Source organism: Streptomyces liangshanensis (assembly GCF_011694815.1).
GTDB classification, from domain to species: Bacteria; Actinomycetota; Actinomycetes; order Streptomycetales; family Streptomycetaceae; genus Streptomyces; species Streptomyces liangshanensis.
The window spans coordinates 7,573,208-7,590,013 of sequence record NZ_CP050177.1 but is presented as its reverse complement, the minus strand read 5'-3'; the positions used below and the strand labels follow the sequence as shown (position 1 = coordinate 7,590,013).

The 16,806-nt window shown below is 69.4% G+C and carries 1 protein-coding gene; it reads left to right on the top strand.

Annotated elements, in window-relative coordinates; all coding sequences use genetic code 11:
* The first annotated feature begins 17 nt into the window (after positions 1 to 17).
* Positions 18 to 16,802, top strand: coding sequence for a non-ribosomal peptide synthase/polyketide synthase (locus tag HA039_RS32925; RefSeq protein ID WP_341830048.1), 16,785 nt, complete (start codon positions 18 to 20; stop codon positions 16,800 to 16,802).
* Positions 16,803 to 16,806: the final 4 nt, after the last annotated feature.

Sequence of the window (16,806 nt, the reverse complement as noted above, 5' to 3'; positions counted from 1 at the left end):
TTGACCGGGGTGCGGAGATGTCTGGATCACATGGCGGCCGTCGTGAATTGATGGCCGGGCAGCTCGGCGTGTGGCACGCGCAGCAAATGAATCCAGACAATCCGATCTACAACATGGGTGAATACATAGAGATTCACGGAGAGGTGAACACCGGCGTCTTCGAAGCGGCCGTGCGAAGAGTCGTCCGGGAAGTCGACTGTTTTCATCTGCGATTCGAGGGGGCGGCGGACCTGCTCCCGCAGCAGCGTTTCGACGCGCGGGACGATTGGCCGTTCCACGTGATCGACGTGAGCGGTGAGGGAGATCCCCGTTCCGCCGCGGAGACGTGGATGCGGGCGGACATGCGACGTCCGGCGGATCTCCGGGGCGGCGAACTCTTCGCCGAGGCGCTGTTCAAGGTGGGGGAAGACCACTTCTTCTGGTACCAGCGAATACACCACATCATCGCGGACGGACTCGCGGGACCCGGGATAGCCGCCCGGGTGGCCGCGGTGTACACGGCACTGCTGGCCGGCGAATCCCTCGCGGACAGTACGCTTCCCTCAAGTTCCGTACTGATGGACGCCGACGCCGATTACCGGGCGTCCGCGGAATTCGAAGCGGACCGGGAGTACTGGACGGAGCGGCTTTCCGATCGCCCCCGGACGGTCAGCCTGAGCGGCCGGGAGCCGTCCACCACACCGAATGAACTGACCCGTCACACGCTCCGCATCCCGCCCGAGGCCGCCGCGGAACTCAGAAGCTCCGCCCGTCGGCTGGGAACGAGCCTCTCGGGACTGTCCATCGCCGCGAGCGCCGCCTATCTGCACCGCGCGACGGGGCAGGAGGACATCATTCTCGGGGTCCCTGTCATGGGCAGGAAAACCGCGCTGCGAGACGTCCCGGGAATGACGGCGAATATTATTCCCCTGCGCCTCACCGTGCAGCCGAAGGCCACGGTGAGGGAATTCGTGAAGCAGGTGTCCCGCGGGGTGAGAGATGCCTTACGGCATCAGCGATACCGCTACGAGGACATCCTCAGAGACCTCAAGCTCGTGGGGCGCGGCGGGCTCTACCCTCTGCTGGTCAATATCGTCTCGTTCGACTACAGCCTGAGATTCGGCGACGCCCCCAGCACGGCGCACGGGCTCGGCGGCATCAATTTCAACGACCTGTCGGTCTCGGTGTACGACAGGTCGTCCGACGGAAGCATGTCCGTGGTCGTGGACGCCAACCCGGATCTCTACAGCCGGGGAGCGGTGCGCGAGCACGCCGCGCGATTCCTTGACGTGATGGGCTGGATGGCGCGTTCCACCACGGAGGAGCGACTGCACCAGATCACGCTGATGAGCCGCTCCGAGCGGCGCCTGGTTCTCACCGACTGGAACGACACAGCCCGTGAGGTACCTGCGGCAACACTGCCGGAGCTGTTCCAGAGCCAGGCCGCACGCACCCCGGACGCGGTCGCGGTGGTCTTCGAGGGCGTGGAGGTCAGTTACGCGGACCTCGACGCCCGGGCGAACCGCCTCGCCCGGCTGCTGATCGACCGGGGTGTGGGACCCGAATCCCTGGTCGCGGTCATGATGCACCGCTCCGTGGACCTCGTCGTCGCGCTCCTCGCGGTGCTCAAGGCCGGTGGCGCGTACGTGCCCGTCGATCCGGACTACCCGGCCGACCGCGTCACGTACCTCCTCACCGACGCCCGACCCCTCCTCGTCCTCACCAGCACGGACCTCGCCCCCCGCCTCACCGACAGCCACCCGCCGTACGTGGCCGTCGACGCGCCACAGGCCATCGGCGCGCGGGCGGACATCCAGGACACCGGCCCCACCGACGCCGAACGCCGTACCGCCCTGCTCCCCACCCACCCCGCCTACGTCATCTACACCTCCGGCTCCACCGGACAGCCCAAGGGGGTGGCCGTACCTCACGCGGGTGTCGTCAACTGGCTGACCTGGTTGCAGGGCACCTACCGTCTGACCGCGTCCGACCGGGTGTTGCAGAAGACCCCCTTCGGTTTCGACGTGTCGGTACGGGAGTTCTTCTGGCCGCTGCTCCAGGGGGCCACGCTGGTGGTCGCCAAGCCCTCGGGCCATCGCGATCCCACCTATCTGGCCGGGTTGATCCAGCGCGAACGTGTCACGATCGCGCACTTCGTCCCGTCCTTGCTCCAGGTCTTCCTCCACGAACCGGACGCCGGCGCCTGTACCGACCTGCGAGCTGTGTTCTGTAGTGGTGAAGCACTCTCCACCGAGGTCGCCGGGCAGTTCCGGAACGTGCTGGCCGTTCCGCTCCACAACCTCTACGGTCCCACCGAGGCGTCGGTCGAGGTCACCGCGTGGACGTGTGACAGCGACACCGGCACTGACGCTGATACTGACACTCACGCCGGCAGGAGCGGTGTCCCGATCGGCCGCCCGGTGTGGAACACCCAGGTGTATGTCCTGGACGCGGCGCTGCGGCCGGTGCCGGTGGGCAGCGCGGGTGAGTTGTACCTGGCCGGGGTGCAGCTGGCCCGTGGCTACCTCGGGCGGCCGGGGCTGACCGCGCAGCGGTTCGTCGCCAACCCGTTCGGTGGCCGGGGCGAGCGGATGTACCGTACCGGCGACCTGGCCCGCTGGAACGCCGACGGGCAGCTGGAGTATCTGGGCCGTACGGACGACCAGGTGAAGATCCGGGGCTTCCGGATCGAGTTGGGAGAGATCGAGGCGACGCTGAGCGCGCACCCGGACGTCGCCCAAGCGGCGGTGACCGTACGTGAGGACCACCCCGGCGACCAGCGCCTGGTCGGCTACCTCGTCCCGGCGAACAACTCCGCGGGTACGGACATCGCCGCGATACGGAAGCATGTGCGCGGTGTGCTGCCGGAGCACATGGTGCCGTCCGCACTGGTGGTGCTGGACGCGCTGCCGTTGACCGTGAACGGCAAGCTGGACCGCAGGGCCCTGCCCGCTCCGGACCGTCGGGCGACCGACAGCGGCCGGGGGCCGGCCACGGTGCGGGAGGAACTCCTCTGCTCGGTGTTCGCCGAGATCCTGGGCCTGCCCACGGTCGGCGTCGAGGACAACTTCTTCGAACTGGGCGGGCACTCACTGCTCGCCACCCGGCTCGTGAGCCGTATCCGATCGGTCCTCGGGGCCGAGGTCCCGATCCGGACGCTGTTCGAGGCACCCACACCCGCCGCCCTGGCCGAGCGACTGGCCTCCTCCGGTGCAAGGCGGCCACCGCTGGTACGGGCGGAGCCGACGGAGCGGGCGCCGCTGTCGTTCGCGCAACAGCGGTTGTGGTTCCTGGGCGAGTGGGAAGGCCCGTCGGCCACGTACAACATCCCCGCCGCCCTGCGCCTGACCGCGCCCGTGGAGGTCGGCGCTCTCCAGGCGGCCCTGTGCGACGTGGTCGGCCGGCACGAGGTCCTGCGCACCGTGTTCGCGACGGTGGACGGGCAGCCCTGCCAGCGGATCCTGCCGCGCGAAGACGTCGTGGTCCCCCTCGGGGTCGAACGGGCAGCCGGCCTCCACGCCGCCCTCACCCGGATCGCGGGGCACCACTTCGATCTGGCCCAGGAGATCCCGCTCCGGGCGTGGCTGTTCGAAACCGGTCCTGACGAGCACGTCCTGATGATCATGGTGCATCACATCGCGGGGGACGGGTGGTCCCTGGCCCCGCTGACGCGGGATCTGACGGCCGCGTACGAGGCCCGATCCGCCGGCCGGCCCCCGGAGTGGGTGCCACTGCCGGTGCAGTACGCCGACTACAGCCTGTGGCAGCGCGAGCTGCTGGGTGACGAAGCCGATCCCGACAGCCTTCTGACCGAGCAGCTGGCCTATTGGCGCCGGGCGCTGGCCGGCCTGCCCGAGGAGTTGGCGCTGCCGTTCGACCGGTCGCGTCCCCCGGTCGTCTCCCATCGGGGTGGCAGTGTCGCACTCACCATGGACGCGCGCCTGCACCAAGGGTTGGCCGAGCTGGCCCGGGTGCAGGGTGTGACGGTGTTCATGGTGGTGCAGGCGGCGTTGGCCGTCCTGCTGCACCGGCTGGGGGCGGGAGACGACATTCCCCTCGGCACCCCGATCGCCGGGCGCACCGACGAGGCACTGGACGATCTGGTGGGGTGCTTCGTCAACACCCTCGTCCTGCGCTCGGACCTGTCCGGCGATCCGACTTTCTTGGACCTGCTGGCCAGAACACGGGAGACGGACCTCGGCGCCTACACGCACCAGGATGTGCCGTTCGAGCGGCTGGTGGAGGACCTGGCCCCGACCCGCTCGATGGCCCGCCATCCGCTGTTCCAGATCATGCTCACCCTCCAGAACTCCGCCGAAACGCGGCTCGACCTGGCCGGGTCGGCCATCGGGGCGCTGCCTCCGGGCGTCCTTCCCGCCAAGTTCGACCTGGACTTCCAGATCGCCGAGCGGATCACCGACGATGGCACCCCGGCGGGCCTGACCGGACTGGTCGTCTACGCCACCGACCTGTTCGATCAGGCGAGTGCCGAGGCGATCGCACAGCGCTTCCTCCTGGTCCTGGAGAGGGTGACCGCGCATCCGACGGTGCCGGTCAGCCGGGTCGACGTCCTGGACAGCGCGGAGCGGGAGCTGATCCTGTCCGGGTGGAACGGCACCACCCACGAGGTTCCACCGACCACGTTGACCGACCTGTTCGAAGCCCAGGTCACCCGTACCCCCGACGCGACGGCGGTGGTGTTCGACGGCACCGAGACGACCTACGCGGAGTTGAACGCCCGCGCCAACCGGCTGGCCCGCGTCCTCGTGCGCGGGGGCGCCCGGCCGGAAGAACGGGTGGCGGTGATGATGGACGGCTCCGCCGACCTCGTCGTCGCGCTCCTCGCCGTGGTCAAGACCGGCGCCTCGTACGTCCCGATCGACCCGGCCTACCCCGCCGACCGCATCACCTACACGCTCGACGACGCCCGCACCACCCTGCTGGTCACACACCAGGCCTTGGCGGGCGCGGTGGGTGACGGTGTGACACGCGTCCTCACGGATGCCCCGGACACCACGGCGGTCCTGTCCACCATGGCCGCGGAGAACCTGACGGACCACGAGCGAGGAGCGCCGCTCCTCCCCGATCACCCCGCCTACGTGATCTACACGTCCGGCTCCACGGGACGCCCCAAGGGCGTCGTGGTGAGCCACGCGGCGGTCTGCTCGTACCTCGCCTGGGCGAGCGGCGCGTATCCCGGGCTGCGTGGTCGGACCGTGCTGCACTCGTCGGCCGCGTTCGACCTGACCGTGACACCGTTGTACGGCACGCTGGTCTCGGGTGGCGCCCTGCACATCGCGGACATCCGGGACGGGCTTCCGGCCGGTCCGGCACCCACCTTCCTGAAGGTGACGCCCAGCCACCTGGGTCTGCTGTGCGAAGAGCCCGCCGGATCCTTCCCCCGGGGAGACCTGGTCGTCGGCGGTGAGAGTCTCGCGGGCGAGCAGCTCGCGCGGTGGCGGTCCGCGCACCGGGACGTCCTGATCACCAATGAGTACGGTCCGACCGAGGCGGCCGTCGGATGTGTCATCTTCACCGTCCGCCCCGGGGACCCGGAGGTGCCGGGTGGCGTCCCCGTCGGCCGCCCCGTTCCGAACATGAGAGCGTTCGTGCTGGACGCGGCGTTGCGGCCGGTGCCGGTGGGCGTGGCGGGTGAGTTGTACGTCTCCGGCGCCCAACTGGCACGCGGGTATCACGCCCGGCCGGGGCTGACCGCGCAGCGGTTCGTCGCCAACCCGTTCGGAGGTCCGGGCGAGCGGATGTACCGCACCGGCGACCTCGCCCGCTGGAACACCGACGGACAACTGGAGTATCTAGGCCGCACGGACGACCAGGTCAAGATCCGTGGCTTCCGTATCGAACCGGGCGAGATCGAAGCCGCGCTCACCGCCCACCCGAACGTGGCCCAGGCAGCGGTGGTCGTACGCGAGGACCACCCCGGGGACAAACGCCTCGTCGGCTACCTCGTCCCCCACGGTGGCACCACTCCTCCGGTGGACAGAGCCGCGCTGCGCGCTCGTCTTGGCGAGGTGCTGCCGGAGTACATGGTGCCGTCCGCGCTGGTGATACTGGACGCGTTGCCGTTGACGGTGAACGGCAAGCTGGACCGTGGGGCCCTGCCCGCTCCGGAGCATCAATCGACGGACGGGGGGCGGGAGGCGTCGACGGTGCAGGAGGAACTCCTGTGCTCGGCGTTCGCCGAGATCCTGGGCCTGCCCAGCGTCGGCGTGGACGACAACTTCTTCGCACTCGGCGGCCACTCACTGCTCGCGGTACGGGTGGTGAGCCGCATCCGGTCGGTGTTCGGAGCCGAGGTCCCGATCCGGACGCTGTTCGAAGCTCCCACTCCGGCTGCCCTGGCCGGCCGGTTGGCCTCCTCCCGCGCGAGGCGGCAACCGCTGGTACGGGTGGAGCGGACGGAGCGAGTGCCGTTGTCGTTCGCGCAACAGCGGTTGTGGTTCCTTGGCGAGTGGGAAGGGCCGTCGGCCACGTACAACGTTCCGGTGGCTCTGCGGCTGAGCGGTGACCTCGACGTCGAAGCGCTGCGGATGGCGTTGGGTGACGTGGTGGCCCGGCACGAGGTGCTGCGGACGGTCTTCCCCGCCGAGGAAGGCAGGCCGTACCAGCGCATTCTTGCCCCGGCTGCTTCCACTTTCGATCTGCCGGTGGTCGAGGTGGGTCGGGAGGGCCTGACGGAGGCGGTTGCCGGGCTGACCGGTCATGCCTTCGACTTGAGCGCTGAGCCTCCTTTGCGGGCGTGGCTGCTGCGAGTGGGGCCTGATGAGTGCGTATTGGTGATGGTCATGCATCACATCGCCGGTGACGGATGGTCGATGGGACCGCTCGCGCGTGACGTGTCGGTCGCGTACACGACCCGTACCGCCGGGCGGGTGCCCGGGTGGGAGCCGTTGGCGGTGCAGTACGCGGACTACACGCTGTGGCAGCGCGAGTTGCTCGGTGGGGAGTCCGACCCGGACAGCCTGCTCAACGAGCAACTGGGCTACTGGCGCAAGGCTTTGGACGGGATACCGCAGGAGCTGGTGCTGCCGTTCGACCGGCCACGGCCGACAGTGGCCTCCCATCGTGGCGGCCGGGTGGACGTCCTTGTGCCGGCCGAGGTGCATGCCCGGGTCGCCGAACTGGCCCGCGCCCAGGGCGTGACCGTGTTCATGGTGCTCCAGGCCGCGTTGGCGGTACTGCTCTCCCGGATGGGCGCGGGCAACGACATTCCCGTAGGGACCCCGATCGCCGGACGCACCGACGAAGCACTGAACGACGTCGTCGGATTCTTCGTCAACACCCTCGTGATACGGACCGACCTGTCCGACGACCCGCCTTTCGCCGGCCTGCTGGAACAGGTCCGAGAGAACAGCCTCGCCGCGTTCGCGCATCAAGACGTGCCCTTCGAGCGACTGGTCGAAGACCTCTCACCCGCCCGCTCCATGGCCCGCCACCCACTCTTCCAAGTCATGCTCACGCTGGAGAACAACACCCAGGCCGTGCTGGACCTGCCTGGTGTCGACGCCACCCTCCTGCCCGCCGGCGAGCCGGTGGCCAAGTTCGACCTCGCCTTCACCCTGGCCGAGACCTTCCACACCGACGCCGACACCGGTAGTCGGCCGGCCGGTCTGCACGGCGGTATCGACTACGCCCGCGATCTGTTCGACGCGGAGACGGTCGAGACCCTGGCCGCGCGGTTCCTCCGTGTCCTGGACGCCGTCAGCGGCAACCCCCACCAGCACGTCACCGCCATCGAGGTTCAGGATCCGGCGGAGCGGCGGCGGGTCCTGGTCGAGTGGAACGACACCGCCCGCGACGTGCCCGCCGTAACGCTGCCGGAGCTGTTCCAGACCCAGGCCGCCCGCACCCCGGACGCGGTCGCGGTGGTCTTCCAGGGCGTAGAGGTCAGGTACGCGGACCTCAACGCTCGGGCCAACCGCCTCGCCCGCCTCCTGATCGACCGGGGCGTAGGACCCGAGTCGCCGGTCGCGGTCATGATGCACCGCTCCGTGGACCTCGTCGTCGCCCTCCTCGCGGTGGCCAAGGCCGGTGGCGCGTACGTACCCGTCGACCCGGACTACCCCGCCGAGCGGATCTCCTATCTCCTCACCGACGCCCAGCCCGTCCTCGTACTCACCAGCACGAGCCTGGTCTCCCGCCTCGGCAGTGGAGCGCTGTCGTACCTGACCGTCGACGCTCCCCGTACCACCATCGCACTGGAGGGTCTCGAACACACCGACCCCACCGACGCCGAACGCCGTGCCCCACTGCTGCCCGCCCACCCCGCCTACGTCATCTACACCTCCGGCTCGACCGGACAGCCCAAGGGCGTGACCGTCACCCACCGAGGACTGCCGAGTCTGACCACCGCACAGGCGGAGGAGCTCTCGATCACGGCGGGCAGCCGGATGCTCCAGTTCGCCTCGGCGAGCTTCGACGCGGCGATCTGGGAGACGGTGACGGCCCTGTGCAACGGCGCCTGCCTCGTCATGGCCCCGCGGCACGACCTGCTCCCGGGTCCGGCGCTCGTCCGCCTCGTAGCGGAGCGGTCGGTCACCCACGCACTCCTGCCCCCGGCCGTACTGGCCCTCCTGGAACCGGACAGTCTGCCGTCGATCACGACCCTCGTCACCGGCGGCGAAGCCCTGAACCAGCACCTGGCCAACCGCTGGGCCGCCGGGCGCCGGCTCGTCAACGCCTACGGACCGACGGAATCCACCGTCTGCGCCACCACCACCGCGCCCCTCTCGCCCCACGCACACCACACACCACGCATCGGCACGCCCGTCCCCAACAGCCGGGTCTACGTTCTGGACGCGGCGTTGCGGCCGGTGCCGGTGGGTGTCGCAGGTGAGTTGTACGTCTCCGGCGCGGGCCTGGCCCGTGGCTACCACGCCCGGCCGGGACTGACCGCACAGCGGTTCGTCGCCAACCCGTTCGGAGGTCCGGGCGAGCGGATGTACCGCACCGGCGACCTCGCCCGCTGGAACACCGACGGACAACTGGAATACCTGGGCCGTACCGACGACCAGGTGAAAATCCGCGGGTTCCGTATCGAACCGGGCGAGATCGAAGCCGCACTGCTGACCCACCCGGACGTCGCCCAGGCAGCGGTGACGGTACGTGAGGACCACCCCGGCGACCGACGCCTCGTCGGCTACCTCGTCCCCGCCCACAGTCGCACACGCACGGTCGACGCCGCCGCCCTGCGCACCCACCTCGGCCTGACACTCCCCGAGTACATGGTGCCGTCCGCCCTGGTGGTGCTGGACGCCCTGCCGCTGACGGCGAACGGGAAGCTGGACCGCAAGGCCCTGCCCGCACCGGAGCACCGGCGGACCGACGGCGGCCGGGGGCCGGCCACCGTGCAGGAGGAGATCCTGTGCGGGGTGTTCGCCGAAGTCCTGGGCCTGCCCACCGTCGGCGTGGACGACAACTTATTCGAACTCGGCGGCCACTCACTGCTCGCGGTACGGGTGGTGGAGCTGCTGCGCGGCCGGGGGATATCCGTTGACGTACGGTCGTTGTTCGCGGCGCCGACCGCTGCCGGACTGGCCGCGTCGGAGGGCCGGGCCGAGGTGGCGGTGCCGGAGAACCGGATTCCGCACGACGCCGTCGCCCTCTCTCCCGACCTGCTTCCCCTGGTGGACCTGACCCAGGAGGAGATCGACCGGATCGTGGCCCGGATTCCCGGCGGGGCGGGCAACGTGGCCGACGTCTACCCGCTGGCTCCGCTCCAGGAAGGGATCCTCTTCCATCACCTGATGGATGACTCCGGTGACGGAACCGATGTGTATGTGCTGCCGGTGCTGTTGGGGTTCGACTCCCGGCAGCGGCTCGACAGGTTCCTGGAGGCACTTCAGAAGGTCGTCGACCGGCATGACATCCTGCGGACCGCCGTCGTGTGGGAAGGGCTGCGCGAACCGGTCCAGGTGGTGGTACGCCACGTCGCGATCCCGGTGGAAGGCGTCGATCTGCCCGGGGGCCCTGACGATGAGGTGACCGGCCGGATGCTGGCCGCGTGCCCCGCGTCGATGGACATCGGCCGGGCGCCGCTGATCCGCGTGTACACGGCGGCCGGTCCGGTGAAGGGTCAGTGGCTCGGGCTCGTCCAGGCCCATCACCTGATCTCGGACCACACCACACTGGACATGCTGCTGGAGGAGGTGCGCTCGTTCGTCGAGGGCCGTGAGGACACCCTGCCGGCGCCTCTGCCGTTCCGGAACTTCGTTGCCCAGGCCCGCCTTCGGGTGGCGCAGGAGGAACACCGGAGGTACTTCTCCACCCTCCTGGGGGACGTGACCGAGCCGACGGCGCCGTTCGGCCTGCTCGACGTCCGTGGCGACGGAACCGGAGTGACGGAGTTCCGTCGGGTCATGGATACGGAACTCGCACGGCGGCTGCGCGACCGGTCACGCCGACTGGGCGTGAGCCCGGCCACGGTCCTGCATGTCGTGTGGGCGCGGGTTCTGGCGGCCACCACGGGCCGGGACGACGTCGTCTTCGGCACGGTCCTGTTCGGCCGCATGGCCGCGGGAAGCGGCGCGGACCGCGTTCTCGGCCTGTTCATCAACTCCCTGCCGGTACGGGTGCGGACTCGGGACGCGGAAGTGGGGGACACGGTCCGGTCCGTGCAGAACCAGCTGGCGGACCTGCTCGTCCATGAGCACGCGCCTTTGAAACTGGCCCGGCAGGCCAGCGGTATCACCGCGGACACCCCGCTGTTCACCTCACTCTTCAACTACCGGCATTCCAGGAGCGCCGAGCCGGGGACGGACCACGGCCTCGACGGCATCGCGGTGCTGTACGACCAGGAGCGGACGAACTATCCGATCGCACTGAGCGTGGACGACGCCAGTGACGGATTCACCCTCACCGTGCAGGTCGCCGACCCTGTGTCGGGGGAAGCACTGTGCGGCCTGGTCCATACGGCGGCCGAAGGCGTCGTCTCCGCACTGGAAACAGCACCGCACCAGCAGATCGGCGCGGTGGACGTCCTCGGTCCCGGGGAGCGGGAGCGGGTCCTGGCCGAGTGGAACGACACCGCCCGCGACGTGCCCGCCGTAACGCTGCCCGAGCTGTTCCAGGCACAGGCCTCCCGTACGCCGGACGCGGTCGCTGTCGTCTTCGAGGAGGGGGAAGTCAGTTACGCGGAACTCAACGCCCGGGCCAACCGCCTCGCCCGCCTCCTGATCGACCGGGGCGTAGGACCCGAGTCGCCGGTGGCGGTCATGATGCACCGCTCCGTCGACCTCGTCGTCGCCCTCATCGCGGTGACCAAGGCCGGTGGCGCGTACGTACCCGTCGACCCGGACCACCCCGCCGAGCGGATCGCCTACGTTCTCACCGACGCCCAGCCCCTGCTGGTGCTCACCAGCACGGACCTGGCCTCCCGCCTCACCGACGGCCATCCGCCGTACGTGGCTGTCGACGCCACCAGGACCGTCACCGCTCTCGCGGACATCCAGGAGACCAATCCCACCGACGCCGAACGCCACACCGCCCTGCTGCCCGCCCACCCCGCCTACGTGATCTACACCTCCGGCTCCACCGGACGACCGAAGGGTGTGACCGTCACCCACCGAGGACTGCCGACCCTGGCCGCCGCGCAGTCGGAGGAATTCGCGATCACAGCAGGCAGCCGGGTGCTCCAGTTCGCCTCGGCGAGCTTCGACGCGGCGATCTGGGAGACGGTGATGGCCCTGTGCAACGGCGCCCGCCTCGTCACAGCCGCATCGCACGACCTGCTGCCGGGCCCGGCGCTCGTCCGCCTGATCGCGGAACGGTCGGTCACCCACGCCACCCTGCCTCCCGCCGTGCTGGCTCTCCTGGAACCGGACAGCCTGCCGTCGATCACCACCCTCGTCACCGCCGGTGAGGCCCTCAGCGGTGACCTGGCGACCCGTTGGGCCGCCGGCCGCCGTCTCGTCAATGCCTACGGACCGACGGAATCCACCGTCTGCGCCACCACCACCGACCCCCTCTCCCCCGACGAACTCAGCACACCGCCCATCGGCAGCCCCATCGCCAACACCCAGCTCTATGTACTGGACGCGGCCTTGCGACCGGTGCCGCCCGGGGTGGCGGGTGAGTTGTACATCGCGGGCGCAGGGCTGGCCCGTGGCTACCTCAACCGGCCGGAGCTGACCGCGCAGCGGTTCGTCGCGAACCCGTTCGGAGGTCCGGGCGAGCGGATGTACCGTACCGGCGACCTGGCGAAATGGCGGCCGGACGGTGTCCTGGACTTCCTGGGCCGTACGGACGACCAGGTGAAGGTCCGTGGGTTCCGTATCGAGTTGGGTGAGATCGAGGCCACGCTCACCGCGCATCCGTCGGTGGCCCAGGCAGCGGTGACGGTACGCGAGGACCATCCCGGGGACAAACGTCTGGTCGGCTATCTCGTCCCCCGCGGTGGCACCACTCCTCCGGTGGACGGTGCCGCGCTGCGCGGTCGTCTTGGCGCGGTGCTGCCGGAGTACATGGTGCCGTCCGCGCTGGTGGTGCTGGACGCTCTGCCACTGACGGTGAACGGCAAGCTGGACCGCAGGGCCCTGCCCGCTCCGGACTACCGGCCGACCGACAGTGGCCGGGGGCCCGCCACCGCGCGCGAAGAGATCTTGTGCTCGGTGTTCGCCGAAGTCCTGGGCCTGCCCGGCGTCGGCGTGGACGACAACTTCTTCGCGCTCGGCGGCCACTCACTGCTCGCGGTCCAGCTGACCAACAGGATCCGGACGGATCTGGGGGTGGAGGTCGCGATGCGGGCGCTGTTCGAGGCGCCGACCGTGGCCGGACTCGCGCGACGGCTGACCGATTCGGGTACTGCACGTCCGGCGCTGGCGGCGATGACGCGCCCCGAGGAGACACCGGTCTCCTTCGCACAGCAACGGCTCTGGTTCCTGGGCGAGTTGGAAGGTCCGTCGGCGACCTACAACATCCCGTTGGCTCTGCGGCTGAGCGGTGACCTCGACGTCGAGGCGTTGCGGACGGCGCTGGGTGATGTGGTGGGTCGGCACGAGGTGCTGCGGACGGTCTTCCCGGCCGAGGAGGGCAGAACGTATCAGCAGATCCTTCCCCCACCTTCCTCTTTTGATCTGCCGGTGGTCGAGGTGGAGCAGGAGGATCTGGCAGCGGCGATTGCCGGGCTGGCGGGTCATGCGTTCGATCTGGCGGCTGAGCTTCCTCTACGGGCGTGGCTGCTGCGGGTGGGACCGCGTGAGTCCGTACTGGTGATGGTGGTGCATCACATCGCCGGTGACGGATGGTCGATGGGACCGCTGGCGCGAGATGTGTCGCTCGCATACGCGGCACGGTCCTCGGGCCGGATACCCGTGTGGGAGCCGTTGGCGGTGCAGTACGCGGACTACACCCTGTGGCAGCGCGAGCTGCTCGGCGCGGACACCGACCCGGACAGCCTCCTGAACGAGCAACTGGGCTACTGGCGCAAGGCTTTGGACGGGATACCGCAGGAGCTGGTGCTGCCGTTCGACCGGCCACGGCCGACAGTGGCCTCCCATCGCGGCGGCCGGGTGGACGTCCGCGTCCCGGCCGAGGTGCATGCCCGGGTCGCCGAACTGGCCCGCGCCCAGGGCGTCACTGTGTTCATGGTGCTCCAGGCCGCGTTGGCGGTACTGCTGTCCCGGATGGGCGCGGGCAACGACATTCCCGTAGGGACCCCGGTCGCCGGACGCACCGACGAAGCACTGAACGACGTCGTCGGATTCTTCGTCAACACCCTCGTGATACGGACCGACCTGTCCGACGACCCGTCCTTCGCCGGCCTGCTGGAACAGATCCGAGACAACAGCCTCGCCGCCTTCGCGCATCAAGACGTGCCCTTCGAGCGACTGGTCGAAGACCTCGCACCCGCCCGCTCCATGGCCCGCCACCCACTCTTCCAAGTCATGTTCGCCTTGCAGAACAACGCCCCGGCGGTACTGGACCTGCCCGGCATTCACACCGAATCGCTGCCCACCGGCGAACCGGCCGCCAAATTCGACCTGTTCCTCAGCCTGAGCGAAACCTTCCACACCGACGCCGACGCCCACACCGGCAATCGCCCCGCCGGTCTGCACGGCGGAATCGACTACGCCCTCGACCTGTTCGACGCGGAAACGGTCGAGACCCTGGCCGACCGGTTCGTCCGCGTCCTGGACACGGTCACCGGGGAACCGCACCAGCGGGTCAGCGGGGTGGACGTGTTGTCGGCGACGGAGCGGCACCAGGTGGTGGCGGGGTGGAACGAGACCGTCCGGGAGGTGCCCGCGGCGGCGCTGCCCGAGCTGTTCCAGGCCCGGGTCGCGAAGCATCCTGATGCGGTCGCGGTGGTCTTCGGTGGCGATGAGGTGACTTACGCGCAGCTCGACCAGCGTGCGAACCGGCTTGCCCGGTTGCTGATCCGGCGCGGTATCGGTCCCGAGTGCATCGTGGGGCTGGCCGTGCCCCGCTCGGTGGACCTGATCGTCGGTCTGCTGGCGGTGCTCAAGTCGGGCGCCGGTTACCTGCCGATCGATCCCCGGTATCCGGCCGAGCGGATCGCCTTCATGCTGGCCGACGCCGTCCCCTCCCTGACGCTGACCACCACAGAGGTCGCCGACCGCCTGGCCGCCGGGCCCACGCTCCTGCTGGACGACCCCGTGGTTGTCGCCGAAGTCGGCGCACTGCCGGCCGGCGCTCCCGGCGACGAGGAGCGGACCGGTCCGCTGCTGCCGAAGCACCCCGCGTACCTGATCTACACCTCCGGCTCGACCGGCCGTCCCAAGGGGGTGGTGATGTCGTGTGGCGCGCTGGTCAACCTGATGTCCTGGCACGCTTCCGCGATCCCCGCCGAGGACGGATCGCGGGTCGCCCAGTTCACCGCGATCAGCTTCGACGTCTCGGCCCAGGAGATCCTTTCGACTCTCCTGGACGGCAGGACCCTGGTGATACCCGACGAAGAGATCCGGCGCGACCCGGAGGAGTTCGTGGTGTGGTTGAGGGAGCAGAAGGCGACCGAGTTGTACGCCCCCCACCTGATGGTGGAGGCACTGGGCGAGGCACGGGCGGAACGGGGCACGGATCTGCCGTGCCTGCGCCATGTCTCCCAGGCCGGCGAGGCCCTTGTGCTCAATGACCGGGTCCGTGACCTGTGCGGGACGGCCGGGACCGTACTGCACAACCACTACGGTCCGTCCGAGACCCACGTGGTCACCGCGTACACACTCCCGACGGACCCGGAGGCATGGCCCCGGGGTGCGGCGCCGATCGGCCGTCCGGTGTGGAACACCCAGGTCTACGTCCTGGACGCGGCGTTGCGGCCCGTACCGGTCGGTGTCGCGGGTGAGTTGTACGTCTCCGGCGCCCAACTGGCGCGCGGGTATCACGCCCGGCCGGGGCTGACCGCGCAGCGGTTCGTCGCCAACCCGTTCGGAGGTCCGGGCGAGCGGATGTACCGCACCGGCGACCTCGCCCGCTGGAACACCGACGGACAACTGGAATACCTGGGCCGTACCGACGACCAGGTCAAGATCCGTGGCTTCCGTATCGAACCGGGCGAGATCGAAGCCGCGCTCACCGCCCACCCGGACGTGGCCCAGGCAGCGGTGGTCCTACGCGAGGACCTCCCCGGGGACAAACGCCTCGTCGGCTACCTCGTCCCCACCCCCCATCGGTCGAACGCCGTCGACACCGCCACCCTGCGCACCCACCTCGGCGCGACGCTTCCCGAGCACATGGTGCCGTCCGCCCTGGTGGTCCTGAAAGCCCTCCCTCTGACACCGAACGGCAAGCTCGACCGCACGGCGCTCCCCGCCCCGGATCCCCGCCCGGCCGACGGCGGCCGGGGGCCGGCCACGGTCCAGGAGGAAATCCTGTGCGGGATCTTCGCCGAGGAACTGAACGTGCCTCACCTCGGCGTCGAGGACAACTTCTTCGAATGCGGTGGCCATTCACTTCTGGCGGTCAGGCTGGTGAGCCGGATTCGCTCGGTCATGAGGGTCGACGTATCCGTCCAGATGCTGATGCAAGCACCCAGTGTCGCCGGACTGGCACATCGTCTGAGCCTCCCCGCGACGCGGGACTCGCTGCGCACGCTTCTCCCCATCAGGACGCACGGGAACCGGCCACCCCTGTTCTGTGTCCATCCGCGATCCGGGTTGAGTTGGTGTTTCGCCCCTCTGGCGGGATTCGTGCCTGCCGGCATCCCCTTGTACGGCCTTCAGGCGCGAGATGCCGACGCCTCGGGCGGGTTGCCGGGGTCCATCCGGGAAATGGCGGAGGAATACGTCAGAGAGCTGCGCACAGTACAACCGTCCGGTCCCTATCACCTGCTGGGCTGGTCCATGGGAGGCCGCGTGGCGCAGGAGATGGCCGTACAACTACAGGAGGACGGCCAGCACGTGGCGCTCGTCATCATGGGTGGCTACGCGCCTGCCCCCATCGACACGCTCGATTCGGCGGAGAAAGCGGCGCAGGGAGCGGCGGAGGAATCGGCGGAACTTGACGAGGCGCCCTCTCTCCATGATCTCGCCGGGCTCCCGGAATACTTCCGGAAGGAGATCTCGGAGGAAGAGGCCGAGGTCAGGGCGCGGATCATCGCGAACAACACCCGCATCTACGTGAAGCACCGCCCTCGGAGATTCCACGGCGATGTCCTGTTCGTCTCGTCGGACGAACTCGACGACGGTTCGGGCCGTTTCATGTGGCAGCCCTATACGTCCGGCCATATCAGCGAGTCGCGACTGCCCTGTTCTCACGACGACATGGCCGATCCCCCCATGCTCTCCCTGCTGTGGGACTCGATTTCCGACTGGCTGTCCACGACCGAGGACCGAGACGGGACCGCATAGGTAA

What these genes read in the sequence shown, in the direction of transcription:
- HA039_RS32925 (WP_341830048.1), top strand. Translation starts at nt 18, where the DNA reads ATGTCTGGATCACATGGCGGCCGTCGTGAATTGATGGCCGGGCAGCTC.